The sequence below is a fragment of the Brevibacterium sp. 'Marine' genome, assembly GCF_012844365.1.
Lineage (GTDB): Bacteria > Actinomycetota > Actinomycetes > Actinomycetales > Brevibacteriaceae > Brevibacterium.
This window is the reverse complement of the sequence record NZ_CP051626.1, coordinates 4,006,319-4,033,073: the sequence shown is the minus strand read 5'-3', so window position 1 is coordinate 4,033,073 and position 26,755 is coordinate 4,006,319. Positions and strand designations below refer to the sequence as shown.

At 65.9% G+C, this 26,755-nt stretch carries 27 protein-coding genes; 13 read left to right on the top strand and 14 right to left on the bottom strand.

What is annotated here, in order from left to right; genetic code table 11:
- Positions 1-53: 53 nt before the first annotated feature.
- Positions 54-1,067, top strand: a complete 1,014-nt coding sequence (locus tag HF684_RS18055) for a LysR substrate-binding domain-containing protein (RefSeq protein ID WP_169253611.1) — start codon at positions 54-56, stop codon at positions 1,065-1,067.
- Positions 1,068-1,134: 67 nt separating this feature from the next.
- Positions 1,135-2,082 (top strand): iron-siderophore ABC transporter substrate-binding protein, encoded by a 948-nt coding sequence (locus HF684_RS18050; protein WP_211168028.1) that lies wholly within the window; start codon positions 1,135-1,137, stop codon positions 2,080-2,082.
- Between the two features lie 28 nt (positions 2,083-2,110).
- On the opposite strand, the gene HF684_RS18045 is transcribed toward HF684_RS18050, so the two are convergent.
- The 3 genes from HF684_RS18045 to HF684_RS18035 all read right to left on the bottom strand — a co-directional run bounded on the left by HF684_RS18045 (position 2,111) and on the right by HF684_RS18035 (position 5,382).
- The gene (locus HF684_RS18045; protein ID WP_169253610.1) at positions 2,111-3,493 is read right to left on the bottom strand and encodes a tripartite tricarboxylate transporter permease; all 1,383 of its coding nucleotides are present in this window, start codon (positions 3,491-3,493) and stop codon (positions 2,111-2,113) included.
- Positions 3,490-3,930, bottom strand: a complete 441-nt coding sequence (locus tag HF684_RS18040; protein ID WP_169253609.1) for a hypothetical protein — start codon at positions 3,928-3,930, stop codon at positions 3,490-3,492. The genes HF684_RS18045 and HF684_RS18040 overlap by 4 nt, the downstream gene beginning before the upstream one ends.
- A 171-nt stretch (positions 3,931-4,101) precedes the next feature.
- Positions 4,102-5,382 (bottom strand): pyridoxal phosphate-dependent aminotransferase, encoded by a 1,281-nt coding sequence (locus HF684_RS18035; protein ID WP_025776610.1) that lies wholly within the window; start codon positions 5,380-5,382, stop codon positions 4,102-4,104.
- 246 nt (positions 5,383-5,628) lie between these two features.
- Between HF684_RS18035 and HF684_RS18030 the strand changes: the two genes are divergently transcribed.
- A complete protein-coding gene (locus tag HF684_RS18030) occupies positions 5,629-6,468 on the top strand; it encodes an ABC transporter ATP-binding protein (RefSeq protein ID WP_169253607.1) in 840 nt (279 codons plus the stop codon).
- Positions 6,465-7,199, top strand: coding sequence for an ABC transporter permease (locus HF684_RS18025; protein WP_169253606.1), 735 nt, complete (start codon positions 6,465-6,467; stop codon positions 7,197-7,199). The genes HF684_RS18030 and HF684_RS18025 overlap by 4 nt, the downstream gene beginning before the upstream one ends.
- A gap of 39 nt (positions 7,200-7,238) precedes the next feature.
- On the opposite strand, the gene HF684_RS18020 is transcribed toward HF684_RS18025, so the two are convergent.
- Entirely contained in the window at positions 7,239-8,708 is a 1,470-nt protein-coding gene (locus tag HF684_RS18020; RefSeq protein ID WP_169253605.1) for an amino acid permease, read from the bottom strand.
- Between the two features lie 179 nt (positions 8,709-8,887).
- Entirely contained in the window at positions 8,888-9,463 is a 576-nt protein-coding gene (locus tag HF684_RS18015; RefSeq protein ID WP_169253604.1) for a GNAT family protein, read from the bottom strand.
- Positions 9,464-9,583: 120 nt separating this feature from the next.
- Here HF684_RS18015 and HF684_RS18010 point away from each other — a divergent pair, with 120 nt between their 5' ends.
- From HF684_RS18010 to HF684_RS17995, 4 genes are all read left to right on the top strand, one after another.
- Entirely contained in the window at positions 9,584-10,552 is a 969-nt protein-coding gene (locus HF684_RS18010; protein ID WP_169253603.1) for an ABC transporter ATP-binding protein, read from the top strand.
- 1 nt (position 10,553) lies between these two features.
- Positions 10,554-11,429 carry an ABC transporter permease gene (locus tag HF684_RS18005; RefSeq protein ID WP_248279026.1) on the top strand — a complete coding sequence of 292 codons (876 nt, stop codon included), beginning with the start codon at positions 10,554-10,556 and terminating at the stop codon, positions 11,427-11,429.
- Between the two features lie 88 nt (positions 11,430-11,517).
- Positions 11,518-12,828: a histidine kinase gene (locus HF684_RS18000; protein WP_169253602.1), complete on the top strand. Its 1,311-nt coding sequence runs from the start codon at positions 11,518-11,520 to the stop codon at positions 12,826-12,828.
- Complete coding sequence (locus tag HF684_RS17995; RefSeq protein ID WP_169253601.1) at positions 12,806-13,411, top strand: response regulator transcription factor; 606 nt, start codon at positions 12,806-12,808, stop codon at positions 13,409-13,411. Before HF684_RS18000 ends, HF684_RS17995 begins: the two co-directional genes overlap by 23 nt.
- Before the next feature lie 12 nt (positions 13,412-13,423).
- On the opposite strand, the gene HF684_RS17990 is transcribed toward HF684_RS17995, so the two are convergent.
- Entirely contained in the window at positions 13,424-14,566 is a 1,143-nt protein-coding gene (locus tag HF684_RS17990; RefSeq protein WP_169253600.1) for an ABC transporter permease, read from the bottom strand.
- On the bottom strand, positions 14,563-15,450 hold the full coding sequence (locus tag HF684_RS17985; RefSeq protein ID WP_169253599.1) for an ATP-binding cassette domain-containing protein: 888 nt from the start codon (positions 15,448-15,450) through the stop codon (positions 14,563-14,565). The genes HF684_RS17990 and HF684_RS17985 overlap by 4 nt, the downstream gene beginning before the upstream one ends.
- A 178-nt stretch (positions 15,451-15,628) precedes the next feature.
- Between HF684_RS17985 and HF684_RS17980 the strand changes: the two genes are divergently transcribed.
- Positions 15,629-16,135 (top strand): DinB family protein, encoded by a 507-nt coding sequence (locus HF684_RS17980; protein WP_169253598.1) that lies wholly within the window; start codon positions 15,629-15,631, stop codon positions 16,133-16,135.
- 114 nt (positions 16,136-16,249) lie between these two features.
- Here the strand turns inward: HF684_RS17980 and HF684_RS17975 are convergent, their stop codons facing one another.
- The 6 genes from HF684_RS17975 to HF684_RS17950 form a co-directional block, all read right to left on the bottom strand.
- Positions 16,250-16,906 (bottom strand): response regulator transcription factor, encoded by a 657-nt coding sequence (locus tag HF684_RS17975; protein WP_169253597.1) that lies wholly within the window; start codon positions 16,904-16,906, stop codon positions 16,250-16,252.
- A complete protein-coding gene (locus HF684_RS17970) occupies positions 16,903-18,228 on the bottom strand; it encodes a sensor histidine kinase (RefSeq protein ID WP_169253596.1) in 1,326 nt (441 codons plus the stop codon). Before HF684_RS17970 ends, HF684_RS17975 begins: the two co-directional genes overlap by 4 nt.
- A gap of 132 nt (positions 18,229-18,360) precedes the next feature.
- Entirely contained in the window at positions 18,361-19,212 is an 852-nt protein-coding gene (locus HF684_RS17965; RefSeq protein WP_169253595.1) for an anti-sigma factor, read from the bottom strand.
- Positions 19,209-19,784: a sigma-70 family RNA polymerase sigma factor gene (locus HF684_RS17960; protein WP_169253594.1), complete on the bottom strand. Its 576-nt coding sequence runs from the start codon at positions 19,782-19,784 to the stop codon at positions 19,209-19,211. Before HF684_RS17960 ends, HF684_RS17965 begins: the two co-directional genes overlap by 4 nt.
- Positions 19,785-20,012: 228 nt before the next feature.
- Positions 20,013-20,705 (bottom strand): fasciclin domain-containing protein, encoded by a 693-nt coding sequence (locus HF684_RS17955; RefSeq protein ID WP_248279025.1) that lies wholly within the window; start codon positions 20,703-20,705, stop codon positions 20,013-20,015.
- A gap of 154 nt (positions 20,706-20,859) precedes the next feature.
- Positions 20,860-22,437 (bottom strand): molybdopterin-dependent oxidoreductase, encoded by a 1,578-nt coding sequence (locus HF684_RS17950; RefSeq protein ID WP_169253593.1) that lies wholly within the window; start codon positions 22,435-22,437, stop codon positions 20,860-20,862.
- A 109-nt stretch (positions 22,438-22,546) separates the two neighbouring features.
- Between HF684_RS17950 and HF684_RS17945 the strand changes: the two genes are divergently transcribed.
- Entirely contained in the window at positions 22,547-23,050 is a 504-nt protein-coding gene (locus tag HF684_RS17945; RefSeq protein WP_169253592.1) for an OsmC family protein, read from the top strand.
- Here the strand turns inward: HF684_RS17945 and HF684_RS17940 are convergent.
- Entirely contained in the window at positions 23,043-23,912 is an 870-nt protein-coding gene (locus HF684_RS17940; RefSeq protein WP_169253591.1) for an alpha/beta fold hydrolase, read from the bottom strand. The genes HF684_RS17945 and HF684_RS17940 overlap by 8 nt on opposite strands.
- A gap of 141 nt (positions 23,913-24,053) precedes the next feature.
- Here HF684_RS17940 and HF684_RS17935 point away from each other — a divergent pair, with 141 nt between their 5' ends.
- The 3 genes from HF684_RS17935 (at position 24,054) to HF684_RS17925 (ending at position 26,696) form a co-directional block, all read left to right on the top strand.
- The gene (locus HF684_RS17935; protein WP_169254019.1) at positions 24,054-24,740 is read left to right on the top strand and encodes a TRIC cation channel family protein; all 687 of its coding nucleotides are present in this window, start codon (positions 24,054-24,056) and stop codon (positions 24,738-24,740) included.
- 104 nt (positions 24,741-24,844) lie between these two features.
- Positions 24,845-25,768, top strand: a complete 924-nt coding sequence (locus HF684_RS17930) for a hypothetical protein (protein ID WP_169253590.1) — start codon at positions 24,845-24,847, stop codon at positions 25,766-25,768.
- Positions 25,769-25,835: 67 nt separating this feature from the next.
- The gene (locus HF684_RS17925; RefSeq protein ID WP_169253589.1) at positions 25,836-26,696 is read left to right on the top strand and encodes a PPK2 family polyphosphate kinase; all 861 of its coding nucleotides are present in this window, start codon (positions 25,836-25,838) and stop codon (positions 26,694-26,696) included.
- Positions 26,697-26,755 lie beyond the last annotated feature (59 nt).

Below are 26,755 nucleotides of genomic sequence, written 5' to 3'. Positions count from 1 at the left end.
GCAACTTTCCTCCCTTGCTCTATAGTCAGTATTGAACTCGATGGAGGAGAGCAATGGAACCTCTGGACACTCGCGGACTCGTCGCCCTGCGCGCCGTCGCCGAGGCCGGATCCGTGGCCGCCGCGGCGACGGCGCTGTCGTGGAGCCAGCCGACGGTCAATCATCATCTGCGCAACCTCGAGCGCAGGCTCGGGGCTACGCTCATCGACCGCTCACCACGCGGATCGCACCCGACTTCGGTGGGCAGCCTCGTCGTCGCACGGGCCACGGAGATTCTGGGGCTGTGCGACCGCCTCGGCGCCGAGGTGGCGCTGTGGCGGGAATCCCAGGCCGTTCCGGTGCGAATCGGGGCGGTGCCCACCGTCGGAGCCCGCGTGATCCCCCGGTTGCACGATCAGCTGCAGGTCCGGCCGCGGTGGCAGACCCGCGACGAGGCGGTCGCGGGCGAGCGGACCGAGGTGTTCACCGCGGCCTTGGACGTGACGATGGACGAGCACGCGAAGCTCGTGTCCCGGCTCGAATCCGGCGACCTCGACCTCGCGCTGCTGGTCTCGACTGACATCGACCGAACGTGGATCCCCGCGACCCTCAATGCCGCTCACCTCTATTCGGAACAGCTGCACCTGTGCGTGCCGCGCTCGATCGGCCCGATCGAGCGTGACTCCCACGGCATGCCCGACCTCGCCGTGCTCGTGTCCCAGACGTGGGCGTTCAGCATCGATCCCGGGGATGCCATCGACGAGGTGGTCAGATCCTTCTGCCTGTCCGCGGGCTTCGAACCGCGGGTGGGGATGCGGATGGACGATTACGCGGCCATCAACCGGATGATCTCGGCCGGTCTGGCGGTCGCGATGATCCCCGAGTCCTCCCTGTCGACCGACCCCGACATCGAGGTCATCCCGATGCCGTTGAGTGCCTGCCGGCGCGATGTGCTGCTCGTGTCCCGGTCTCGGTCGGCCGCCTCGGCGGGGTCGCGGGCCCGGCACGATCCGATCGTGGCCGCCCATGATTCCGCCGTCGCCGAGGTGGTCGCCGACATCCGCACGGTCACGGCGCAGTGGCGGTGATCGCAAACGGCGATTGCTGACGCGAAGCTGAGAAGTCGACGCGGATGGTTAGGGTAGGCTCACCAATGTGACAATCTCTCCGAATGCCGTCCGCACGCCCATGCCCACCCGTCGTTCCCTCCTCGGAGGGGTGGCCGGACTCGGATCCGCGCTCCTCCTCTCCGCCTGCTCGAGCGGCGGTTCGTCCTCGCCTGAGTCCTCCGCCTCGGCGAGGAAGGACGGGGCACCGAGCCGCATCGTCGCGACCTCGACCGGCCACCTCGACCACTGCCTGGCTCTGGGGATCATGCCGGTGGGCATGACGGTCGCCGTGGCCGCGGCGACGAACAGCAGCGGGATCCCCGACTTCCTCAAGGGCGAGTTCGGTGCGGACTTCGACCTCGATGCGATCGAAATCGTCGGGGAACGAGCGAACCCCGACCTCGAGAAGATCGCCGAGCTCGAACCCGACCTCATCCTGTCGAACAAGCGTGCTGAGACGCAGCTCGAACAGGAGCTGACGGGCATCGCCGAGGTGGTCAAGACGAACGGCGGGTCGGAGAACTTCAAAGACGATCTGGGGATCGTCGCCGAGGCACTCGGCGAAGAGGCGAAGGGCCGAACGCTGCTCGAGGACTATGAGAAGCGGGCGCGGGAGTGGGGGAGGAAGCGCGGAACGCAGGAGAGCGTCTCGCTTGTGCGGTCGAAGGGGGATCAGTACCTCTACTTCGGCAAGCACTCCCTGGCGAGCATCGTCGCCGAGGACTCCGGGCTGATCCGCCCCGAATCCCAGCGCTTCGACGACAGGCCCAGCCATGAGCTCTCGCTGGAGAAGGTCGAGCTGCTCGACGCCGACTGGCTCTTCCATGCCTTCCCCGAGGGCAAGGCCAGTCCCACCGAGTCAGACCTGTGGAAGGAGCTGGACGTCGTCGAGGCGGGGCACGCGTTCCCCGTCGACGTCGACCCGTGGTTCCTCAACGCTTCGGTCGTCGCGGCGAACCGGGTGCTCGACGACATGCAGAAGTTCATGGCCTGAGCACTGTGCACGCCGCAGGACGCGTGCCTTACAGGGCAAGGATCGCAGGCACGGTGAGCACGGCGACGTAATAGCCCATGAACTGGACGCCGGCGTGCATGCCGATCATCCGGTTGAACAGTCCCCCGACGAGGCCGACGGTGATCGTCACACCGAGTGCCAGCAGTCCTCCTTCGTAGAGGCAGATGACGCAGATGAGGGCCGCGAACCCAGCGATGATCGCCTCGTGTGAGACCGATCGCATCACCCAGGTCGCCGCCCGATGGGCGTTCGTCATCACGAACGGGTAGGCGATGACGATGGCGATGACCGCCGCGATCACGGCGAAGAGGGCGAACTGCCCGGTCGTGAGCAGATCGTGGAGGTTGTTCGTCGTTCCCGCCTCGGCATCGAGGGTGTAGACCGGCGGAGCGTTGAACAGCGGTGCCGCGGGACCGGCGGCCACGGGTGAGAGCGGCAGGCCGATGGCGATGAGGGGAATGAGCGTCTCGGCGATATAGGTCGATTCGGTGGTCGCGTTGCGCACCGTGGCCACCGTCGTCAGCCGGTGGAAGCCGTTCTTGATCCGGCTGCCGGCGATCTCGCCCATGAGCACGGCCATGGCCACGGGTGAGAAGACGAAGGTCGCCGAGGTGATCACCGCAGATCCGGTCGTGTACGTCAGCTGGGTGCGGTCGAGGACCGTGAAGGGGTTCGGGATCCGGCCACCGGAGCGCGGAACGTCGGGGGCGAGGGCGAATTCGCGCTTGCCCTCCTGCCGCATCGCCTTCCTGCCCGCGGGGGACAGTCCCGCGAACAGGTCGAAGATGAGCGGGCCGGTGGCGATGCCGAGGAAGAACGACGTCGTGAACGTCGCGTCCTTCTGGTCCAGGATGAACGCCTGCAGGCCGCTGATGAGCAGGACGAAGGCGGTGAGCGCAACGACGGCGGCGAGCTTTCCCTTCGAGGTGTACGCGACAAGAACGGCTGCCGCCACGAAGATCCACGGAGCCGCGGACTCGATGCTTTCGGCGAACGGGGTGAGGACGAGAGCGAAGAGGATGGACAGCGGGATCGCGATGATCACAGCGATGACACCGCCGGAGATCGCCTTCTGCAGTGCCAGGTGAGGCACTCCCAGGGCGCGCAGCAGTTGGGCCTCGCGCAGCATCGGCACCGCGGTGGTGTCACCGGGGATGCCGAGCAGGGTCGTCGGCACGGCGTGGGAAATGTGTTTGGCGATGACCGCGGCGAGGAAGAAGGCGATGACGCCGGCGGGCGGGACGCCGAGGAGGATGACGAGCAGAGCGATGGGGGCGACTGTTGCCGTCTCATCCGTGCCGGAGATCAGGCCGATGCCGGTGAACAGCACGGCGGCGAGCACGGCCATGCCGATCGCCCAGAGGATGGGCTCGAGGAGGTCTGCGCTCACTGCTGTTCGTCCGTCTCCCGAGCGCTGCCGCCGTCATCGGCAACGTGGTGCCGATGGTTCTCGAGGAGGGCGTCGAAGAGACCGAGCGCCCGCACTTCGGCCTGCACCGCCTCGGGGAGTTCGCGCGGGTCGCCGAGGTCGCCGTACTCCTCGACGATCTCGTCGATGATCTCCTGCCGGCTGCGCGTGTCGGTCGTCGGGCTCGTGATCACGCGTTTGGGCTTGAACAGGAAGCCAGTGATCACGGCGCCGAGGATGCACCCGAGAATGCCGAAGAGCAGAGCATAGGAGTGGCCGAGTTCCGTCTGCCCGGCCGCGGCGAAGAGATGGTCGGCGACGAGATAGGCGGTGACTGCGATGCCGACGGAGATGGCGATGCCGCCGGTGAGGTGGCGGGAGTCGACGGTGTCGTTCCACACTTCGATGAGGTGCGGCATCCCTACCCGCCTTCGGCTCGATGGTGATTGTTACTGAGTCAGGATACCCACCTCAGAGACGGTGCCGGACGGAAGCCGTGGTGCCGGACGGTTCGATGTCCGCCCGGCACCACATGATTCTCAATGAGGCGCTCGCCCTTTTTGATGACGCGGTCTCGTCGGTTCGGCCCGTCAGCCGGCTGCGGGCGATGCCGCGTGCTCGGTTTCGCGCACCACGGGCAGCTCGCACGTCGTCGGAGCGACCTGCCGGTAGCCGGAGAGGAACGTGTCGAGGCGTTCGATCGCCTCGGTGAGCACCTCGACCGACGGCAGGGTGACGAGTCGGAAATGGTCGGGCTTCGGCCAGTTGAAGGCCGTGCCGTGGGAGACGAGGATCTTCTGTTCGCGCAGCAGATCGAGGGCGAACTGCTCGTCGTCGGTGATGCCGAACTTCTCGACATCGAGCTTCGCGAACATGTACAGCGCACCGTCGGCGCGGTGGGCCGAGACGCCGTCGATCGAATTGAGCCCTTCATAGGCGACCTGCATCTGCGCGCCGAGGCGGCCCGTCGGCAGAACGAGATCATCGATCGACTGCTTCCCGCCCAGGGCCGCTTGGATCGCGTGCTGGGCCGGAACGTTCGAGCACATGCGCATATTCGCGAGCAGCTTGATGCCCTCGAGGTAGCTGTGCGCCTCGTCCAGCGGTCCGGTGATCGCCAACCAGCCGGAACGGTAGCCTGCGACCCGGTAGGCCTTCGACAACCCGGAGAAGGTCAGGCACAGAACATCGTCGCCGGTGAGCGTGGCCATGTTGACCAGTTCGACGCCGTTGTAGGTGATCTTCTCGTAGATCTCGTCGGAGAAGACGATGAGGCCGTGCCGGCGGGCGATGTCGGCGATCTTCTGCAGCGTCTCCTGCGAGTACACCGCACCGGTCGGGTTGTTCGGGTTGATGACGACGATTCCGCGGGTGCGTTCGGTGATCCGGGATTCGAGGTCGTCGAGGTCCGGCTGCCAGGCGTCCTCTTCCGCGCAGCGGTAGTGGACCGGGGTGCCGCCGGACAACGCCACCGAGGCGGTCCACAGCGGATAGTCCGGGCCGGGCACGAGGATCTCGTCGTCCGGGTTGCACAGGGCCTGCAGGCTCAAGGTGATGAGTTCGCTGACTCCGTTACCGAGGTAGACCTCGTCGGTGCCGAGATTGTGGATGCCGCGGGTCTCGTAGTACTGGACGACGGCACGGCGGGCCGACAGGATCCCCCGCGAGTCCGAATACCCCTGCGTCACGGGAAGGTTCGCGGCGATGTCCTGGACGATCGCCTCGGGGGCTTCGAATCCGAAGGGGGCAGGGTTGCCGATGTTGAGCTTGAGGATCGTGTGCCCGGCGGCTTCCATCGCCTGGGCCTCTTCGAGGACGGGTCCTCGAATGTCATAGAGGACATTGGCCAACTTCGACGACTGCCTGAACATGTGAACCGGAAAACCTTTCATACGACTGCTGCTACATCCACGCTAGGACCCCCGCCGAGGTGGTTCTGACCAAACAGAGGCCCGTTTCCCAGACCTTTGCTCGGTCGGGCGGACCGTTGTGCAGACCTTTGGGATGCCGGGTTCACCTTACTCCCGGTAATTCAGAGAAATCTGGGCGATTTCGGTGACGGCGTCGCATATGCGGAGCCATTGACGGCTGGCGTTCACGGATGTCTCATTCACCTTATGAAGAACAATTCAGTCGAGGTGCGGGGTCTCACGATTCGGCGGGGTCGTCGGACCGTCATCGACTCACTGGATCTTGATGTGCCCCGCGGGGCGATCGTCGGGCTGCTGGGTCCCAGTGGCAGCGGGAAGACGACGCTGATGCGGGCCGTCGTCGGAGTGCAGATCGTCGCGGGCGGACGTGTGCAGGTGATCGGCCGGCCTGCCGGATCGGCGGATCTGCGGCATCGGGTCGGGTATATGACCCAGTCGGCGAGCATCTACGACGACCTCAGCGTGCGAGCGAATCTGCGCTACTTCGCGCGGGTGCAGGGAGCTCCGAAGACCGATGTCGACCGGGTGCTCGAGCGCACGGATCTCATCGACCAGGCCGATCAGCTGGCTCGGACGCTTTCGGGCGGTCAGGCGAATCGGGTGTCGCTGGCTGCGGCGATGATCGGTTCCCCGGACCTGCTCGTCCTCGACGAGCCGACGGTGGGACTCGACCCTGTGCTGCGCAACGATCTGTGGAATCTCTTCCGTGGGCTCGCCGAGGAGGGGACCACGCTGCTGGTCTCGAGCCACGTCATGGATGAGGCCACCCGCTGTGACCGACTGCTGCTCATGCGGGAGGGCGCGATCATCGCGGACACGACACCGCACGATCTGCTCGCCGGCACGGGGGCCGCCTCGGCGGAGGAGGCGTTCCTCGACATCATCGCGAAGGACACGGCCGTTGGGGGATCTGCCGGGCACGGACGCCGGTCGGGGACCCATCTGCTCTCCCGGGACGTGAACGGTGCCGGTCGGCCAAGCCACGATCGGCGGGGCCGCGGGACGAGGGAGGGAGGCCGGCGATGAACCCGATGCGCACCCTGGCGACGACGGGACGAGTGCTCGTCCAGATCCGCAACGACCCGCGTACGATCGCCCTGCTTCTCATCGTGCCCAGCCTGCTGATCGGTCTGGTGGCATGGATCTTCGACGAGACCGAGGTGTTCGCTGACATCGGGCCGGCGATGCTCGCGCTCTTCCCCTTCATCGTCATGTTCCTCGTCACGAGCATCGCGACCCTGCGCGAACGCCGCAGCAGAACGCTGGAGCGGCTGCTGTCGATGCCGTTGGGCCGCGGCGACTTCATCCTCGGCTACACCCTGGCCTTCGGGCTGCTCGCCGTCATTCAGACGGCTGTGGCCGTCGGCTACGCGACTCTGGTGTGCGGTCTGGAGATCGAAGGATCGGTGGTCCTCCTCTTCGTCGTGGCGATCGCCGATGCCCTGCTCGGTACGGCTCTGGGCCTGCTGGCCAGCGCTTTTGCGCGCACCGAATTCCAAGTCGTGCAGTTCATGCCGGTATTCGTGTTCCCGCAGATCCTGCTCGGCGGGATCTTCCTTCCGCGCGACCAGTTGCCGGATGTGCTCGAAGTGATCGGCGACTGGCTGCCGCTCTCACACGCGATCGATGCATTGGGTGCGGTGTCGACGGGTGCTGAAGATGACAGCTACATCTGGCTGCGGGTGCTCTTCATCGCCTGCTGGATCATCGGCGCCATCATCGTCGGCTCGCTCACCCTGCGTCGTCGGACGCCGTGAGGACAGAGGTATCGCGGGTGACGGTGAACCAGTTGGCTGCTACTTGCCCGAATTGATGGGATCGGTGCGATCAGTGAGGTCAATAGGTCGGCGGCCCTGATCGCGAACGAAGGCGAGGTAGCACAGCCACAGCGCGACGACCCACAGCAGACCGACCCATAGGGCGGGTCGTGAGCCGGGGACGACGCCGACCATGACGACGATGAAGACGATGAACGCCAGCGTGATCCAGGAACCCACCGGCCACAGCGGAACGGGGAATTCGCTGGGAAGGCGGGCCTCCTCGGCGATCACCTTCTTCATCCGGATATGGGACGCGAGGATGATCAGCCACACGAGCACCGTGGCGAAGGTCGCCAGCGCGCCGAGGAGGAACAGCGCCTGATCGGGGTAGAGGTAGTTGAGGACGACGCCGGCCAGGAGGGCGATGATCATCGTGACCACGGTCATCACGGGCACGCCGTTGCTTGAGGTGCGGGCGAAAGACCGCGGAGCTTGTCCCTGTTCGGCAAGACCGTGGAGCATCCGACCGGCGCCGAAGATGTCAGCGTTCATGGCTGACAGAGCTGCTGTGATGAGGACGACTTGGAGGATCGCGGCGGCCGCAGTGAAGCCGACGGAGTCGAAGATCGCAACGAAGGGGCTGATCTCGGAGGTGATCTGATTCCACGGCAGGATGCACATGATCACGCCGAGGGTGAGGACGTAGAAGAGGAGGATGCGCACCGGCACCGAGTTGATGGCGGCGGGGATCACCTGCTTCGGGTTCTGCGCCTCACCGGCGGTGACGCCGATGATTTCGACGCCGCCGAAGGCGAACATGACGATGGTGAAGGAGGACAGCAGCCCCCAGAGTCCGTTGGGGAAGAAGCCTCCGTGGTCGAACAGTGCCTGCGGCCCCATCTGGTCGTGGTCGGCGATGCCGAAGCCGACGATGATGATGGCGACGCCCGCGACGATGAGGACGATGATCGCGGCGATCTTGATGAGCGCGAACCAGAATTCCAGCTCACCGAAGACCTTGACTCCGAGCATGTTGATCGCGGCGATGAAGAATACGACGGCGAGCACCCAGATCCAGCGGGGCACGTCCGGGAACCAGAAGCCCATGTAGACACCGATCGCGGTGGCATCGAAGACGGCGACGAGGACCATTTCGAAGGCGAACGTCCAGCCGACGAGGAAGCCGGCGAAGGGGTGGATGTAGCGGGAGGCATACTGGCCGAAGGACCCGGAGACGGGGTGGCGGACGACGAGTTCGCCGAGGGCGCGCATGACCATGAATACGGCGGCGCCGCCGATGATATAGGCGAGCAGCACTGCCGGTCCGGCGGCTTGGATCGACTCGGAGGAGCCCATGAAGAGGCCGGTGCCGATGGCCGATCCGAGGGCCATGAAGCGGATGTGTCGGGCGGTCAGGGCTCTTTTGAGGCCGGCGTTCTCTTCACGTCCGTTCGCGGTTTCGTCTCTGGGGAACGCCTCGTTGCGGTCGCTGCCGGCTGGAGCCATCGGTGTCTGTCGTCCTCTTCTCTCTGCTGCCCATGGCCACGCTGGCCCACGTGATCGACGGACCCGGCTCCACGGCCATCTCAGATTCTCACACCGGCAGGGCGAGCGAAGACGGAAGCTGGGGCAAAGAGTCCGAGATCTCACAAAATCGGGTCGGACCGGCGTCTGGAACGGAGCAGTCAGGCTGTCTGCCGATCGCTGGCGAGCATCCCGAAGATGAGGGTGTCGGTCCATTCGCCTTTCGACCACCAGTCCTTGCGCAGGTGCGCTTCCTCCCGCATCCCGATCCTGCGAGCCAATTTCGCCGAGGCGGTGTTCCGGGCATCCATCTGCGCAAACACTCGGTGGAGTCCGTAATGGTCGAAGGCGACGTTGAGCACGGCGATGGCCGCCTCGGTGGCGAAGCCGTGACCGCCGGCTGCGGGATCGAGGATCCAGCCGATCTCCGCCTTCTCATCACTTCCCGCTTCGAGCCAGATCGCGATATCGCCGATGACGAGTGACCCTGCGAGCGAATCGAGGCCGTCGGCGGTCTCGATGACCAGGGCGAGGGCGCGGGATTCGGTCTCGAGCCCCGTGCGGTACATCCGTTCGGCGACCTGCGCCCGGGCCTCCTCGGCGGTCCAGGGATCCTCGAGGAGGAATCGGGAGACGTCGTCGCGGGAATAGATCGGAAGGTGCGTCTCGGCGTCGGACTCGCGATATGTACGCAGCCGCAGTCGATCGGTGGTCAGGGGCAGATCCAGCGGGTCCATGGACACACTCTGACAGTCGAACCTGGACGAACGGCGAGTGCCAGGTGATGACAAATGGCACCCCCGCCTCGATGACAAATGGCATCTGCTCACACGTCCGCTGATTTCTAGTCTGTGGCTATGACCTCACACACAGCGACTCACACAGCCCCTCCGACCCGGACGACAGCCGACACCCCATCAGCGGTCACCCTCACCAGCCTGACCAAGAGCTTCGGCGACCTGACAGCAGTCGACGGCCTCGACCTCGACATTCGCCCCGGAGAAGTCGTCGCCTTCCTCGGACCCAACGGGGCCGGCAAGACGACGACGATCGACATGCTCCTCGGCCTCAGCCGACCCGATGACGGCTCGGTCGAGATCTTCGGAATGCCGCCTCGGCGAGCGGTCGCCCTTGGGCTCGTCAGCTCCGTGATGCAGACCGGCGGTCTGCTCGATGACCTCACCGTCCGCGAAACCGTCGACTACACCTCGACGATCTTCGCTTCCTCCCTCAGCACGGACCTCGTCCTCGAACGCGCCGGAATCACCGACATCGCCGACTCCGTGGTGAAGAAATGCTCGGGTGGACAGAAGCAGCGCCTGCGCTTCGCCATGGCTCTGCTGCCGGACCCCGCACTCATCGTCCTCGACGAACCGACCACCGGAATGGACGTCACCGGCCGCCGCGACTTCTGGCACCAGATGCGCGCCGACGCGCTGACGGGCAAGACGATCCTCTTCGCCACCCACTACCTCGAAGAGGCCGACGAATTCGCCGACCGTGTCGTCCTCGTCGCCGACGGGCGGATCGTCGCCGACGGACCCGCCCACGAGATCCGCGGCATGACCGCCGCGAAGACCGTGAGTGCAACCCTGCCGATGACCGACGACACCGCCGCCGAGGCGGGCGTCAGCGAACTCCTCGACCGCCTCGGCGGCCTGGCCGGAGTCGAATCCATCGACGTCGCTGCCAGACGTCTGAAGATGCGCACCACCGACTCGGATGCCGCAGCGAAGATGCTCTTCGACAATGCGTGCACCGATCTCGAGATCACCTCCCATTCCCTGGAAGACGCCTTCATCAGCCTCACCTCGAAAGGAGCCTGACATGTCCGCTCAGCCTTCCACCAACCCCACCCGAACCCCTGACTCCGCAACCCGGCCGGCCCGTCCCACGACGATGCCCACCGACCGCACGGCCGCCTCGGCGACGTTCCTCACGTCATTGGAGAACCGACGGGTGCCCCGCCTCGGCGGATTCTCTGCCACCCTCCTGCGGCTCGAACTGCTGCGGAAGCTGCGCAATCGGCGCACCATGATCTTCACGATGATCATGCCCGCGGTCTTCTACCTCATCTTCGGGCTGACGAACAAAGGCGAGATGCTCGGGAGCACGGACGCCGCGCTCTACATCTCGGTGTCCCTGGCCACGTACGGGGCGATGATCGCCACGACCACGGGCGGAGCCCAGGTCGCCATCGAACGGGCACTGGGCTGGAGCCGCCAGCTCGCGCTGACCCCCTTGCACCCGGCGGCCTACATCCTCATCAAGGTGATCGTGTCCATGGCGCTCGGCGCGGTGTCCGTCATCGTCGTCTTCGTCCTCGCCGCCGTCACCGGCGTCCACGCCCCGCTGGGCACCCTCATCGCCTCCGGCCTCCTCGTCGTCCTCACCTCCGGGGTCTTCGCGGCCTTCGGCGTCATGCTCGGCTATCTGCTGCCGGCCGAGAACGCGATCCAGGTCGCGAGCATGGTCCTCGGCATCCTCTCGCTCATCGGCGGACTCTTCGTTCCGCTCGAGATCTGGCCCGACACCCTGCAGACCATCGCACGCTTCACCCCGGCGTACGGAGTCGGCGAAATCGCCCGCGCACCACTGGGCGGGGGTTACGATCATTGGGCGATCGTCAGCGTCATCGTGTGGCTGGGGATCTTCGTGGCAGGTTCGGCCTGGGCCCTGCGTCGCGACACCAAACGGGTGTGAGTCCAGCGGCTGCAGACCGGTCGCGATGCCGCATACGTCAACGACGCGAACACGACGACCAGGGCACAGTGACCGAGGAAGGACCACAGTGACCACTCACGACACCACCGGCGAGGCGAGGGCAGAGACCTCGCCTGCCGGGCTGCGTTCGCTGAACTTCATGAGTTGGTTCTTTCCGTTCTTCTGGCTCGTCTTCCTCGTCTACCCCCTGAGCGCATCGTTCCAGCTCGGCGGAGCACAGCGGATCTGGGGCGTGAGCCTGACCATCGCATTCGCCCTCGTCTTCTACGGCGGAATGATCGCCGGCGGGGTGGGTCTCGGCACGTTCGCCCGCACGATGCGCGACCCCCACGCCCGCCGCACCCGCCAGGCGCTCGTCATCGTCAACGCCTCCATTGCCGGCATGATCGTCATCACCGCCGTGGCCGTGCCCATTGTCGGGGAGCAGGCGCTGGCCCTCCTCGCCTACATCTCCGTCCTCTCCGTCGTCGCGATTCGCCGGGTGATTCCCGGGCTCATCATTGCGGCATCAACGCTCATCGTCGCCGAGGCGGCCCAACGTCTCGTGCCCGGGTGGAGTCACGATTGGTCGTCGACCTTCGGGATCTCGATCTCCGGGTTCGCCATGGTCATGGCGCTCATGGCAGGCGACCGAGCTCGCGCGGCACGAGCGGCAGAAGAGGAGAACCGGCGGCTCGAGCGGGAGGCCGAGCGGCTGCGAGTGTCTCAGGTCGTCCACGACGTGCTCGGGCATTCGCTCACCGTCATCGCACTCAAGGCACAGTTGGCAGCGAAGCTCGAAGCGGCCGGGTCACCTGATGCGGCTCGGCATATCGCCGAAATCGAAGAACTCGCCCGTGGAGCGCTCGCCGACGTGCGGACCACGGTGCAGGGGACACGGACGATTTCGCTGGCCGAGGAGCTCGTCGAGGCGACCAGGGCTCTGCGCGCCGCTGACATCACGATCGAGGCCCCCACCTCGGTCGATGTCGTCGACCCGCGGCTGCGAGAGCTCTTCGCCTGGAGCCTGCGCGAAGGCAGCACGAACATCCTCCGGCATGCCCGAGCCCGACGGGCCACCATCGTTCTCGAGAGGAACCGAATGACCATCAGCAACGACAACGATCGCAGCGATGACCCCGCGCACCCGGTCACGGAGCTCAACCTCGGCGAGGTGGGTGCCGGATCGGGACTGCAGGGACTGCGGAGTCGGGCCCGCGCACTCGGCGGGAGCCTGCGTACGCAGCAGACCGACGCTGGTTTCGAACTCATCGTCGAAGGTCCGGATGCGGACCTCGCGCGTCCCCGCGGGGACGCAGACGTCGACGGACTCGACGCGGGCGATGCCGAACTCAACGCAGAGAGAGGTGGGGCCGGTGACGACGCTGCTCATCGCTGACGACCAGACCATGGTCCGTGAGGCGCTCGCCGCCCTGCTCGGCATGGAATCCGACTTCGAGGTCGTCGCCCAGTGTGCCCGCGGTTCCGAGGTCGTGCCGGCGATCACTGCGATCCGGCCGGATGTGGCGCTGCTTGACGTGGATATGCCCGAACCCGATGGGCTCACCGTCGCGGCCATGCTGAAGCACGATTTTCCCGAGGTCAAGGTCATCATCGTCACGACCTACGGGCGGCCCGGCTGGGTCAAGCGCGCCCTGGACGCCGGGGTCAGCGGGTTCATGGTCAAGGACGCTCCGGTCGATCACCTCGCCGAGGGGATCCGCCGGGTCATGGCCGGGATGTCGGTCATCGACCCCGAACTCGTCGTCGAATCGACGATGCACGGGGCGTCACCGCTGACTACCCGCGAGACCGATGTGCTGCGCGCAGCCGCGGACGGGTCGAGCGTCGATGAGGTGGCCGCTCAGCTGTTTCTATCCGCAGGAACCGTGCGAAATCGACTGTCCTCGGCGATCGGGAAGACGAACGCCCGCAACCGTGCCGATGCCGCGCGGATCGCCGCGGAGAACGGTTGGCTGTGAGGGTCAGCCCCATTACCGCTTGAGCGCCTGCCCCCACGTCAGCTTCGGTCCCGACTTGAGGATCGAGCGCTCGAAGATCCTTGTCGCCAGCAGCAGTGCCAACAGAGTGGTGACAGCGAGAATGAGCAGGGAGACCAGCGGCTCCCACCAGGCGATCGTGCCGAGGAAGACGCGCATCGGCACCGCCACCGCTGCCGAGAACGGAATGTAGGACAGCACTGCCATGACCGTTTCGTTCGACGAGAAGATGATGACGCCCATATAGGGCAGGAAGATGAGCATCATAATCGGCGTGCTCGTCGAGGGCAGGTCCTCGGTGCGCGAGACCATCGACGCGGCTGCCGCATAGAGGGCGGCGACCATGACGAAGCCGATGACGAAGAGTGGGACGAACCAGGCGATCGGTTCGGCGACCTTGCCCAGCACCAGATCGTTTCCGCTGATGGCGGCCCCGGCGAGGACCGCGATCGCGGTGAGTCCGATCTGTGCGAAGGCGAGGATCGTGCACGCGATGACCTTGCCGAACATGAGCACCCGCGCCGAGGTGGACGCGAGCAGGATCTCCACGATCCGCGACTGCTTCTCCTCCACCACGGACGAGGCGATCGTGTTCCCGAATGTCATCGCGGCCATGAAGAACACCAGACCGAGCCCGAGCCCGATGAAATAGGTGAGCGCCGGGTCCGGGGCGTCTGGGTCGAGGAGTTCGACCTCGGGGGTGAGGCTGAGTGCCCCGATGAGCGACTCCGGTGCCGAACGCAGCGAGTAGACGGCGACCCCGGTCGGCGAATCCTGCGATTCGACGACGGCCGCGTCGACCTCCTCGGAGATGACTAGAGCTTTTGCCTCATCCGCGTCATCGACGGCGACCGTGTCGATGTCATCGATCCCCTCGACTGCCTTTGCCCCCGCCGAGGTGACCGCCACCTTGTCCGTGGAGGAGAACAGTGAGGGCAGCGAACCGGACACCCCGACGAGGACGCCGAAGATGACGATGGACAGGATCGTCGAGACCATGAAGGCCTTCGACTTGAGACGGACCATGATCTCGCGTTCGATGACGAGCCCCATGGCGGTGGTGAAGCCGGCACGGCTCGTGGCGGTGCCGGCTGTGGTGGTGCTGTCGGCTGCGGTGGACGTATCGGTGCTGCTCATGACTGCGTGACCTCCTGGAAGAGACGGTTGAGGGCAACGTCGTGCGGGCCGAACGACCTCACCGAGGACACGGTCAGCGCTTGGCGCAGAACCGCCTCGGCGGCATCGGCAGTCGGGGCTGTGAACCGGGCCCAACTGCCGTCGAGTTCGACGACGGAGACATCGGGCAGGCCGCGCACCCACCCGAGGTCGGCATCGGTCTGCAGCGTCCACTCGGGCAGGCTGCGTTGGCGGCGCAGTTCCGTGGTGGTTCCGGCTGCGACGAGGCGGCCGTCATTGATGATGACGAGATCGTCGACGAGGCGTTCGACGAGGTCGAGCTGGTGACTGGAGAAGAGCACCGGGGCGCCGGAGGAGGCGAACGAGGTGAGGACGCCGAGGGTGCGCTCGACGGCGGCGGGGTCGAGACCGGAGAACGGTTCATCGAGGACGAGGGCCTGCGGGTCGTGGATGAGGGCCGCGGCGATCTGAACCTTCTGCTGATTGCCGAGGCTGACCGATTCGAGGGTGTCGGTGGGTTCGCCTTTGAGGTCGAGCTGCTCGAGTAGATCGAGACCGCGCTTCTTCGCCTCCTGTCGAGTGAGTCCGTGGAAGCGGGCTAGGTAGACGAGCTGGTCGATGATCGGCATCTTGGGGTAGAGGCCGCGTTCTTCGGGCATGTAGCCGATCGCGCTGCGGTGGCCGGCGGAGATGGGGACGCCGTCGACGAGGACGTGTCCGGAGTCTGCGGCCAGCACCCCAAGGAGGATCCGCATGGTGGTGGTCTTGCCGGAGCCGTTCGACCCGACGAAGCCGGTCATCCGGCCGTCGCCGATGTCGAAGCTGAGGTCGTGCAGCACCTGCTTGTCGCCGAAGCTGCGGTTGATGTTCTCCAAGATGATCATGTCTCAACGCTATGTGGAGACCGGTGCGAGCGGATCAGCCGAACGGGTGAATTCCGTACCCTGCGTGAGGGGGACCGCGGCTCCTCGCAATCGAAGGTGCAATCGGGGCCGGTTGGCGCCTCCGAAGAGTCCGAATTTCCCCTGTTGCGGGGGTCGGCACGCGTGTATCATTCAGCCCATGACCAGACCGAGTGAGATCCTCGGCAGCGTAGTCTCCGCCAGCGAGCGCGAGCAGCTTGAGACGTTCCTCGACTATCTGCGCGACGCCGTCGTGCGCAAAGTCAGCGGCGTGTCGGAGGAGGATGCTCGGTGCAGCCCAGTGCCGACCGGCACCAACCTCGGCGGCTTGATCAAACACCTGCGTTGGGTGGAATTGGGAGCGTTCGCTGAGCAGATCGGGCAGATCCCCGCCGCGGAGCTGCCCACGCCGCCGTGGACCGACTCAGAGCCGGAGGCCGACTTGCGGCTGGAGCCGGACGAGAAGCTGGACGATGTCATCGGTGCCTATCAGGCGGAGTGCGACCGCTCCCGAGAGATCGCCGCCCAGCACAGCCTCGACTACGTACCGCCGGGCGGGGTGCTGACATTGCGGTGGGTGTACCTGCACGTGATCCTGGAGACCAGCCGACACGCGGGACACGCGGACATCGTGCGCGAGATGATCGATCGCAGCGTCGGCGACTGACTGCTCGGCGCGCGTCTTCGGTCGGTATTCCGGTCGTCGCAGTGACACAGCCAAAGGGGGAAAGCTGTGATGCGTCAGGTCGACCGTGAACGCAGTGGTGGGGTCAGGTTGGGCTCACTGCCCGACCTTTGCGACCCCGTTTTCATACGCCCAGATCACCGCATGGATGCGATCGCGGATGCCGAGCTTCGACAGCAGATTCGACACGTGAGTCTTCACGGTCGCTTCGCCGACGAACAGGCCGCCGGCGATTTCGGAATTGCTCGCTCCGGTCGCGACCAGCCGCAGCACCTCGAGCTCGCGGTCGGTGAGCTGCTCGAGTTCGGGCGCGCTCGGTGCCGCAGGTTCCGGGGTGGACACGGAACGCTCGATGACCCGGCGGGTGACCTCGGGGGAGAGCAGTCCGTCTCCGGCAGCCAGAGCGGTGACCGCGTCGATGAGCTGTTCGGCCTCGGCGGTCTTGAGGAGGAATCCGCTGGCGCCTGCGGCGAGAGCCCGGAACAGGAAGTCGTCGCGGTCGAAGGTGGTGAGCATGAGCACGGCTCCGGCAGCGCCGCGGCGGACGATCTCCTCTGTCGCTTCGAGCCCGTCCAGGACCGGCATCTGCACATCCATACAGATGACATCCGGCGACAGCTCGAGCGCCTGATCGATGGCGATCTGCCCATTCTCGGCCTCGCCGACGACGGCGATGCCGTCCTCGCTTTCGAGGATCGTGCGGAAGCCGGTGCGGACCATGGACTGGTCGTCGACGAGGAGGACTCGGATCATGTGGATGCCTTCGCTGGAGTATCGGGGGACGAGTGATCAGCGGTGCTGCGCGGATAGGGGATGCGGGCGCGCACGATCCATCCACCGCGGGACTTCGGGCCGGCTTCGAGGCTTCCGCCGAGAGCGGTCATGCGTTCCCTCATGCCGACGATGCCGAGGCCGAGCCCTTCGCTCATGGGGCGCCCCTCGGTGACAGATCGGGAATCTGTGGACTGCGCCGGCGCGGTCGCACCTGCCGGGCGGGAATCGCTGATCTCGACCTCAAGATCAGTGCTGCCATAACGCAGCCGCACAGCCACCTCGGCGCCGGTGCCCGCGTAGCGGGAACAGTTGGTCAGGGATTCCTGGATGACACGATAGATCGACATCTCGGTGATCGGAGTGAGCGGGCGAGGGTCCCCGATCGTTGCGTACTCGACGGTTTGGCCGAATCGTCGGGCCGATTCGATGAGTTCCGGAAGGTCGCCGAGGCTGGGGTTGCCGTCCGTCGTCGACGTCGTCGATGGCTCGACCGGGGAATCCGTATCGCGCAGCGTGTAGACGAGGGCGCGGAGTTCGTCGACGGTCTCGCGGGTCGAGGATTCGATGACCTGGAGCGATTCCTTGGCTTTGTCGGGATTCCGATCGAGGCTGCGACGTGCCGCGGCAGCGTGGATGCCGACCCCGGCGATATGGTGGGCGACTCCATCGTGGAGTTCGCGGGCGATACGGACTCGTTCGAGGTCGAGGGCCTGCCGAGTCAGCCGCTGTTCCTGTTCGCGGACTTCGTCATTGGCAGCTCGAAGGTCGGCCATGAGTCTCTGCTGCTTCCAGGCGCGGTTGCCGAAGATCCACGCTCCGCCGAAGAAGGCGACGTTCGTCAAGAAGGAGACACCGCCGGAGGCGGCGAACTGGAGAATCGTGAAATCGCCGAGAGCCCTATACTGGACGGTCAGGGACACCGCGAAGAGCACCGCCATGCCGATGCACAGCAGCAGGCGCGACCAGAAGGCGACTCTGCGGCTGCGCTGCCACGGACCGATCGAATAGATGCCCATGAACAGGACGATCTGAGAGACACCGATCTCCATGGCACTGTTGACCAAAGCCACCGAGTAGACGAGGCAGATGACGAATGCGCTCTGGCTCGGATACCTGCGCCGATACAGCAAGGGGACGGTGAGGAGAACGGATGCAAGGCAACAGACCCACAGAGGAGCCTTGAGCACCTGAATGCTGGAGGCGCTGTAGAGCACCGCGAAGAGCATGGAAGACACGGCCAGGCCGATGACGATGTAGACATCGCCCTTGGTGGTTCTGATGGCTGCCTCGTCCTCCGTCATCCTTCCAGCTTAGACAGTGCCGAGCACTGCCGGTATCCACCGCAGTGGGGAAATCGCGATGTGCTTCTCCCGCCGGAGGTGGAGGGGCCGATCGAATCCGGATGGCAGCACGAACCCGCGCTGCCGCCGAGGTCAGAGGTCGATGGCGACGATCGGATCCGTGGTCGGCTGCTTCGAGCCGCCCTTGGGTTCGACGGTGATGCCGAAGACGCTGCCGGCGGAGAACTTCTCCCCGGCGATGGTCACCGGCTCGCCCGACATCAGACCGGCGCTCTCCGGGCCGTCGGCACCGATGACCCACATCTGCATCGACTTTCCGGCCGGAGGCTGACCGATGTCTTTGGGACTGAGACGGATGAGCTGCTCGCTCTCGGAGGAGAGCACAGTCACGCTTCCGCCGTCCGGCATGTCCGCGGTGTTCGTCTGCAGATCGCTGGCCTCCATGAGACGAGCGGAATCATCCAGCTGCTGCTGAGTCGCGGCCAGGTCTTCTTCCAGCTCGTTCTGCCGCTGATTCTGCTGCCAGACGGTCGCACCGAGACCTGCGGCGACGACGATCGCCGCCGCGGCCGCCACCCAGGGCAGCCAGGGACCGCGGCCGGACCGCAGCTCATCGCTGTCCTCAGCGCGCGCGTCGGATCGGCGGGCCTCCCGATGTTCGCTCAGCGATGTCGGTGCGGTCAGTGCATCCCTGTCGGCATCCGCAGCAACCGCGGAGGTCTCAGGCTCGGCAACGGGGGACGTTTCCTGCGCCGACTCCTGCTGGTGGCTCTCAGGGATCGACAGAATCGCCTCTCGAGTCGCCGAGCTGACGTCAACCGGCTCATCGGATTCGGCCGCGTCGGCCATGACGTCGGCATAGGCGGCGACTTCGGCACGGAATTCGGCGTCGGCATCGGCCAGCGCCTGAGCCTCGGCGAGTTCGGAGTCGCTGAGCCCGCCGAGGGCCAGCCCGGCAGCCAGATAGTCACGATCTGCGCTCATCGGCTTGCCTCCAACTCTTCTCGCAGCTTCTTCATTCCGTCTCTGATCCGTGACTTGATGGTACCCAGGGGCACCTGGAGATTCTCCGAGATCTGGGTGTGGGTCATGCCCTGGTAGAAGGCCATGACGATGGGCCGGCTCTGATCTTCGGGGAGGATCTTCAACGCGGAGACCGTGCGATCCGACTCCGCCCGGTCGATCACGGTCTGCTCGACTCCTTCCACCGCCTCGGTGGAGGTGCGCAGCCCGTCGGCGAGGTCACGGTCCTGCTGGGACTGAACGCTGCGCACGCAGTCGATGGCGCGTCTGCGGCACAGAGTGATCAGCCATGCCCTGCCCGTCCCTCGGGTCGGGTCGAATCCCGAACACCGCGTCCACACCTCGGTGAAGCAGTCCTGGAGGACCTCCTCGGCCAGTGTTCGGCTCTTGACGATCCGGACGATCACGGCCATGAGGATGCGGGAGTGCGTGGTGAACAGCTCTTCGAATGCGGACCGGTCACCCTCGGCGATGCGGATCAGCAGGGCTCCGCAGGGGTCGGCGGTATCCGCCGGCTGGTGATCAGAGCTCATTGCCCAATCATGCCATGCATGCAGAAACCGATCACACCTTTCCCAGGTGAGCGAGTCGAACGAGGTGCGCGCAGCGGTCGGGCCGTGCGCTGCCGAAACGGTCAGCCGGCGTTCGTACGAAGCCTTCGGGACCGTCGAGGAAGCGAAGGCGGCCGGGAGCCGATCCTGGTGCTGCTGATCGATTCCCGGCCGCTGCATCGTGATGCTCTCTCACTGTGGAGGTTCCGGTCACTTCTCCGGCATCATCACGGCATCGACCATGTAGACCGTGGCGTTGGCGGTCTTGACACCGCCGCAGACCAGTCCGGCATCGTCGAACTTCATGTCCTCGCCCTCACCGGTCACGGTCACCTTCGAACCTTCGACGGTCTCGTGCTCACCGGCGATCTCATCGGGGGAGAGCTGTCCGGGGATGACGTGGTAGGTCAGGACCTTCGTCAGCTGGTCCGAGTCCTTGGCCAGGGCGTCGAGGTCGTCCTTGGGCACATCGGCGAAGGCGTCGTCGACCGGGGCGATGACCGTGAACTCGTCACCGTTGAGGGTGTCGACGAGGTCGACATCGGGGTTGAGTTCGCCCGAGACCGCCTTGGTCAGGGTCGTCAGCATCGGATTGTTCGACGCGGCAGTGGCCACCGGGTCCTGGCCCATGCCCTCGACGGATCCGGCCCCGTCCGGGTTCGCCTCGGCGTAGGCCGAGCAGCCCTTGCCGACGAGGTCGGCATCGGCCATGGAGGAGTCGCCGGACTCGTCGGGCATCTCGGACTCGCTCGAGTCAGCCGGTTGGGATTCGGAGCTGCCGGAATCCGAGCCGGAGTCGTCGCTGCCGGATCCGGAATCCATTCCGCAGCCGCTGAGGGCCAACAGGCCGATGGCGCCGGCCGAGAGGATGGTGGCGGTGCGTGTGCGAAGCAGAGTCTTCATTGTTCTTCTCCTTAGAAACAGTGATGCGGATGATCCCACAGCAGTGAAGTGGTCTCCATTGCTCGCTGTGTACTGGGTATTCGGTGCGGTTTCGGGTTCGGATGGGTGGATGGGAAGAAATTGTGAGAATTTCTTCGCCGAGGCGGCTGCGGGCTCATTCGACGCGGAACTGGATGTGGTGGTGCCCGGTGGCCGAGTTCGGGATCGACTCCCGACGTTTCCCCGTCTGCACCGTGCCGTCCTTGTCCGTGGCACGCACGGTGAGGGTATGGGAGCCCGCAGCCACCTCGGCGAATTCGGCCCGCCACTGCCGCCAGGTGTCGATCGTGACCTCCTCGGCCAGATCCGCCTGCGTCCAGTCACCGTCGTCGAGCTTGACCTCGACACGGTCGATCCCTGATCGCTGCGCCCAGGCGGTGCCGCCGACCTGGATGTCTCCGGCCGGGACCGTGGCCAAGGGCCCCGGCACCTCGATGCGGGAGGCGACGAGGATGGGCGCCTTCGCATCCCACCCACGGTCGGTCCAATAGGCGGTCTTCTCATCGAAGCGGGTGACCTCGAGTTCGGTCACCCATTTCGTCGCGGAGACGAAACCGTAGAGCCCGGGAACGACGAGGCGAGCGGGGAAACCGTGGATCGGGGTGAGCGGTTCGCCGTTCATCCCCACCGCCAGCAGGGCCGCGCGGTCATCGGTCAGCGCACCGAGCGGAGTCGAGGCGGTGAATCCGTCGAAGGAATGGGAGAGGACCATATCGGCCTGCGAGCTCGGGCGGGCTCGTGCGAGGAGTTCGCGCACCGGATATCCGAGCCAGGTCGCGTTGCCGACGAGCTCCCCGCCGACGGGGTTGGACACGCAGGTGAGCGTGATGTGGTGCTCTTCGAGCGGCAGGTCGAGGACGTCGTCCATCGTCAGGGTCACCTCCTGATCGACCATGCCGTGGATGCGCAGGGACCACTGCTGCGGGTCGATGACCGGTGGTGAGAGCACTGTGTCGATGCGGTAGAAGTCCTTCGCCTCGGTGACGAAGGGGACCGTGCCATCGAGGTCGGTACTCGCGGCCGCGGGGATCGCGGACGCCTTCTTCGCGGGGGTGGGCAGGACCAGCTTGGCCACTGCGGCGCCGGCGTCCTGTGTGAGTGAGACGATGGTCTGACCAGCGGCGATGCTGACGGCCCCGATAGCACCGACGGCTCCGGCCAGGCCGAAGAAACGGCGGCGGCTCAATGGATCCGACGTCCGCGAACCGCGCGTGACATCGGCACGGTCGGCCGCCTCAGCGGGGGGTGCCGGTAGGCCGAGACGCAGCAGCAGGATGAACGCCGTGATGCCGACCGCGAAGCCGATGAGCGCGGGAACGAGGTCGAGGGCACCCGCCTCGGGGCGGATGATGATGACGATGACCGGGACGAGCCCGGCGACGATCAGCAGCGTCGTGGCCAGACGGCGGCGGGAGGCGGCCAGGGCTCCGATGAGACCGGCGAGGACGATCGCACCGAGCCCGGTGGAGAGGACGAGGACGAGCTTGTCGTTGTCGCCGAAGAGGGCGATGACGGGTTTGATCGCTGCCGGGGGAGCCAGGGGGATGATCGCCTGACCGAGGGTGAGCAGGGGTGCCGCACTCGGGGTGAAGGCACGCGCGATGAGGTCCGCGAGACCGAACATCATGACGGTGGCGACGATGCCTGCCACTGCGCCGCGGAAACGGTGGGTTGCACGGGTTGTCCGATTCATAGTGATCATTCGGAGCCGCGGGCGCGGTGGATGGGTCTGTGCGCTTTCGTTACTGACCATTCACCGAAACGCCAGTGACCTTGTTGCGCGCCTGTCGTAGCATGGTGCAATGACTGAGAACCCCGGATACGCCCAGCCGCAGGCTCCGACCGGAGATGCGGATGAGCCGAAGAGCCCGAGTGCGCCGATCTACACCGCGAAGGTCGAGAACCTCGGCGGCACCTCGGGCGAGGTGCGCGTCGAAGACGGCCAGACCCTGCCCACCGCCCCGACCTCACGGGTCGAAGAAGGCAACAACCCGGAACAGTTCCTCGCCATGGCCTGGTCGACCTGCCTCGGCGAAACGCTCAAGGTCGTCCTCGCGGTCAATGACATCGAAGCGCTCTCACGCGTGCGCGTCGAGGTCGAGCTGCACAACGAACCCTCCGGCAGCGGCTTCTACTTCGCACCGAAGGCGTTCATCTCCATCGAAGGGGTCTCGGACACCGACGCCGAGAAGTACGCTGCCCGCGCCCACGCTCGCTGCCCGATCTCCAAACTGCTCATGGGCAAGGGCACCCCGGTCGTCGAGATCGAACCCTACAAGAATCCGGACAACTTTCAGCTCAGCTGAACTCTCCACCCACCTCGGCGGCGATCTGCGCCAACTGCACGGCCGCCTCGGCGGGGCGGATCAGCCATCCCACGTGGGACGACGCCAGCGTGCGCACCCGGTAGGGATTGTCCGGGGTGAGCGCATCGCCTTCGCGGATGAGACGGTCCTGCATGGCGGGCGGCACGCTCCGATCCTCGCCGAGGCGGACGAACGTGCGCGGGATCGTGCCCCATGTGCCCGCCTGCGCACGATCATTCGGGCCGCCCGCGTCGAGGTTCTCGTCCGGCTGCAGTGAATTGAGGAAGATGCGGAATTCGTCATCGCTGACGTCGGTGCAGAAGAGTGCTTTCAGGCCGTCGAGGACCTCCGGGTCCGCCTGGCGGAAGTTGCAGCGCAGCAGGCCCAACTGTCCGGGATCGCCGGCCAGGGCCCGGGCGAGAGCCGCATTGTCGACGGTCTTCATTTCGGGTTCGGCATTGTATTCGGCGGCCGGGAGGTCCACCGGTGCCCATGCGGAGACATAGACCATGTGGTCGATGAGCTCCGGATGCGCATTCGCCAAGGCGGTCAATGTGGCCCCGCCGCGGCTGTGGGCGACGATGACCACCGGTCCGTGCTCCTTGGCACGGGCGGCCGCCTCGGCGAGAGCCTTGACATTGTCGTCGACGGTCACACCCCTGATCGATCCCGGCTCCGAGGTGAACCGGGCGAGGTCCTGAGGCGCCTGATATCCGAGCGGGAAGGTGGCGGCGAAACCGTGACCCGGCAGGTCGACCGCAGCCGAGCGCACTCCGTGGAAGGAGAGTTCGGCCTGCAGCGGGGCGAAGGAGAAGGAAGTGGCGAAAGCGCCGTGGACGAGGATGAGCGTCGGCTGCGTCATCTCCTCAGCCTAGCGGCCGCCTCGGCGAGGGGGAACGGAACACCAGACAATCGGTCATCGGAGTTCGAAGCGGATTACAGTGGCTGGTAGGACGTTCGGCACCGGGCCGGGCACGGATCGACGAGAGGAGCCGAGGTGGAGATGAACCTGCAGGAGTTCCTGTTCCTCGCCCTCGACCTCACCGGCACCTTCGTCTTTGCGGTCTCCGGAGTGCTGCTGGCCGCGCGCCGCGATTTCGACATCACGGGCGGGCTGGTGCTGGGCACGATGACGGGAATCGGCGGCGGAATGATCCGCGATGTGCTCCTCGACCGGGTGCCCAACGCCATCGGCCAACCCATCTACCTCGCCCCGCCGGTGATCGCGACACTGCTCATCTACATCATCGGATCCCACATCTCCCGGGCACGGATCTGGATCGTCGCCTTCGACGCGATGGGCCTCGGCCTCTTCAGCGTCACCGGGACGACGATCGCGCTGGCCGCCGGGACGAACTATCCGGCGGCGCTGCTCATGGGGGCGCTGACCGCGTGCGGCGGCGGGCTCATGCGCGACGCCGTGGCCAGTGAGGACCCGGCGATCTTCCGCGGCACCGACCTCTACCTCATCCCCGCCCTGTTCGGTTCGGGACTGACGATCATCGCCGAGGTGACGGGGCTGTTGGGTGCCATCGCCTCACTCATCATCGCGGCCGCCGCCTTCGGCTTCCGCATGCTCGCCTGGAAGCTGCAGTGGCGGGTGCCGCAGCCGATGCGGCAATGGTCGTACCGGGACACCAGCCGTCGAGTGAAGAAGAAGCTGCCGTCGGTGTTCCGGAAACCGGACTGAGGGTGTGGCTTGTGGGACGGTGTCTGACCGGTTGAGGTCCGCGATGGCGGATCTGAAACATCGATACCGGCTTCGGTCGCCCGTGCTTGTGCGACGATGACACCATGAGCGAGACACCGACCGGACCGCCCCCGCCAGGGCCGCTTCCATTGCACGAGATGGAGCCGGTCCCGACATGGACGCGTGACTTTCTGCGGGTCGTGGGCATCGCATTCTTCGGTGCGCTCTTCTTCACCTTCCTCATCTGGCTCGCCTCGACCGGGCTGATGCTGCAGCAGAACTTCGAGGTCATCGAGGCCGACGCGGTATGGATGGGGGTCTGTGCCGGCGGGATGGCCTTTCTCTTCCCGTTCCTGTTCATGGAGTACAAACGCTCAGACGACGGGTTCCGGCGTGACGGTCTCATCCCGCTGATCCTTCTCAGCATGGTCGCCTCCGCCGTGATCGTCACTCTGGTGGCGTTGGTCTGGCCGTTCTTTCTCGGCGAGCGGGCCGTTCCCGGAACGGTTGCGGCGGAACTCAACACCGATCCTGCGAGCTTCTTCCTCATCCTGCTCTTCTTCATCGGGGGAATGGCCTGGAGCGCCAGCATGATGATGCCGATGATGATCGGCGGCTATAAGGTCGCGCTGTGGCTCCTGCTGCCGTACCTCGGATTCGTCTTCCTCATCCTCTTCGCTGGTGTGAGGGTCTTCGACAATCAGCCGAGCCTGCTCACCACGATGATCTGGGTGGCCGTGGCGCTGTCTGGTCTGGCAGTGCTGACCGTTCTGGCGATGCTTCGGAATGTCATCGACAAGCCGAAGGTCCAGATGACCGCGGCCGAACGTGATGCGGCCTATCAGAGGTACCTGACGGACCGACGCCGGCGCGGATTGACAAACGAGAATCCTCTGCCGGGCATCGACGGGCCACAGCAGCCGCCGCAGGGCCCTCCTCCAGGTCACCGGCTCGGCCCGCCGATCCAGCAGCGCCCACCCCAACGGCCGCCTTTTCCGCCGAAGCCGCCGCAAGGTCCGCAGAGGTGAGCCGCCGGACGTCCAACGGTGACTCATCGGTATAGACGCGGCCATTCCCACCTGGAAAGATGAACGCATGAGTGAGCTGAGAAGCAACTGGACGACCGACCCCGCACCACTGCTGCGCGTGGGGGAGGGATTCCGCCTCGGCGAGGTCGACCAGCAGTCGACGCCCGGCTACGACGGGGACAAGAAGAGCGGGAAGAAGGATCTCGAGGCGCTGTCGACCGAGCTGAGCGATCTGCAGGAGCGCCTCTTCGCCGCGCACCATGACGAGGACTCCGGGCCTGCCGTTCTCCTTGTTCTCCAAGCCATGGACACCGCCGGCAAGGGCGGAATCGTTCGTCACGTCGTCGGCGCCGTCGACCCGCAGGGCGTCGAACTCGCCGCCTTCAAGAAGCCGACCGAGGAGGAGCTCGCCCACGACTTCCTCTGGCGCATCCGTCCGCGCGTGCCCGGGCCCGGAATGATCGGAGTCTTCGACCGCTCCCACTACGAGGATGTGCTCATCGGCCGCGTCCGCGAACTCGCCGACGAGGCCGAGATCGAGCGCCGCTACACAGCGATCAACGACTTCGAAGCCGAACTGGTCGCGGCAGGAGTGCGGATCGTCAAGGTCATGCTCCACATCTCCCCGGACGAGCAGAAAGAGCGCCTGGCCGAACGCCTCGACCGGCCGGACAAGTACTGGAAGTACAACCCCGGAGACGTCGATGAGAGAATCCTGTGGCCGGATTACATGGACGCCTACCAGGCAGCCTTCGACCGCACTTCCACCGAGGCGGCCCCATGGTTCGTCGTACCGGCGAACAGGAAATGGTTTGCCCGGCTGGCCGTGCAGCGTCTGCTGCTCGACGCCCTGGTCGACATCGACCCGCAGTGGCCCGCCGCCGATTTCGACGTCGAGGTCGAGAAGAAGCGGCTCGCCGACAGCTGACGATCACGTCTGCACGGAACGGCGGGCCGCCTCGGCGAAGGATCTGCCGCGAGGAATCG

Excerpts from the sequence above, each read along its gene's own strand:
- HF684_RS18055 (WP_169253611.1), top strand. The coding sequence starts at position 54 with ATGGAACCTCTGGACACTCGCGGACTCGTCGCCCTGCGCGCCGTCGCC.
- HF684_RS18040 (WP_169253609.1), bottom strand. The coding sequence starts at position 3,930 with ATGCCGCACCTCATCGAAGTGTGGAACGACACCGTCGACTCCCGCCAC.
- HF684_RS18035 (WP_025776610.1), bottom strand. The coding sequence starts at position 5,382 with ATGTTCAGGCAGTCGTCGAAGTTGGCCAATGTCCTCTATGACATTCGA.
- HF684_RS18030 (WP_169253607.1), top strand. The coding sequence starts at position 5,629 with ATGAAGAACAATTCAGTCGAGGTGCGGGGTCTCACGATTCGGCGGGGT.
- HF684_RS18025 (WP_169253606.1), top strand. The coding sequence starts at position 6,465 with ATGAACCCGATGCGCACCCTGGCGACGACGGGACGAGTGCTCGTCCAG.
- HF684_RS18020 (WP_169253605.1), bottom strand. The coding sequence starts at position 8,708 with ATGGCTCCAGCCGGCAGCGACCGCAACGAGGCGTTCCCCAGAGACGAA.
- HF684_RS18015 (WP_169253604.1), bottom strand. The coding sequence starts at position 9,463 with ATGGACCCGCTGGATCTGCCCCTGACCACCGATCGACTGCGGCTGCGT.
- HF684_RS18010 (WP_169253603.1), top strand. The coding sequence starts at position 9,584 with ATGACCTCACACACAGCGACTCACACAGCCCCTCCGACCCGGACGACA.
- HF684_RS18005 (WP_248279026.1), top strand. The coding sequence starts at position 10,554 with ATGTCCGCTCAGCCTTCCACCAACCCCACCCGAACCCCTGACTCCGCA.
- HF684_RS17990 (WP_169253600.1), bottom strand. The coding sequence starts at position 14,566 with ATGAGCAGCACCGATACGTCCACCGCAGCCGACAGCACCACCACAGCC.
- HF684_RS17985 (WP_169253599.1), bottom strand. The coding sequence starts at position 15,450 with ATGATCATCTTGGAGAACATCAACCGCAGCTTCGGCGACAAGCAGGTG.
- HF684_RS17980 (WP_169253598.1), top strand. The coding sequence starts at position 15,629 with ATGACCAGACCGAGTGAGATCCTCGGCAGCGTAGTCTCCGCCAGCGAG.
- HF684_RS17975 (WP_169253597.1), bottom strand. The coding sequence starts at position 16,906 with ATGATCCGAGTCCTCCTCGTCGACGACCAGTCCATGGTCCGCACCGGC.
- HF684_RS17970 (WP_169253596.1), bottom strand. The coding sequence starts at position 18,228 with ATGACGGAGGACGAGGCAGCCATCAGAACCACCAAGGGCGATGTCTAC.
- HF684_RS17965 (WP_169253595.1), bottom strand. The coding sequence starts at position 19,212 with ATGAGCGCAGATCGTGACTATCTGGCTGCCGGGCTGGCCCTCGGCGGG.
- HF684_RS17960 (WP_169253594.1), bottom strand. The coding sequence starts at position 19,784 with ATGAGCTCTGATCACCAGCCGGCGGATACCGCCGACCCCTGCGGAGCC.
- HF684_RS17955 (WP_248279025.1), bottom strand. The coding sequence starts at position 20,705 with ATGAAGACTCTGCTTCGCACACGCACCGCCACCATCCTCTCGGCCGGC.
- HF684_RS17950 (WP_169253593.1), bottom strand. The coding sequence starts at position 22,437 with ATGAATCGGACAACCCGTGCAACCCACCGTTTCCGCGGCGCAGTGGCA.
- HF684_RS17945 (WP_169253592.1), top strand. The coding sequence starts at position 22,547 with ATGACTGAGAACCCCGGATACGCCCAGCCGCAGGCTCCGACCGGAGAT.
- HF684_RS17940 (WP_169253591.1), bottom strand. The coding sequence starts at position 23,912 with ATGACGCAGCCGACGCTCATCCTCGTCCACGGCGCTTTCGCCACTTCC.
- HF684_RS17935 (WP_169254019.1), top strand. The coding sequence starts at position 24,054 with ATGAACCTGCAGGAGTTCCTGTTCCTCGCCCTCGACCTCACCGGCACC.
- HF684_RS17930 (WP_169253590.1), top strand. The coding sequence starts at position 24,845 with ATGAGCGAGACACCGACCGGACCGCCCCCGCCAGGGCCGCTTCCATTG.
- HF684_RS17925 (WP_169253589.1), top strand. The coding sequence starts at position 25,836 with ATGAGTGAGCTGAGAAGCAACTGGACGACCGACCCCGCACCACTGCTG.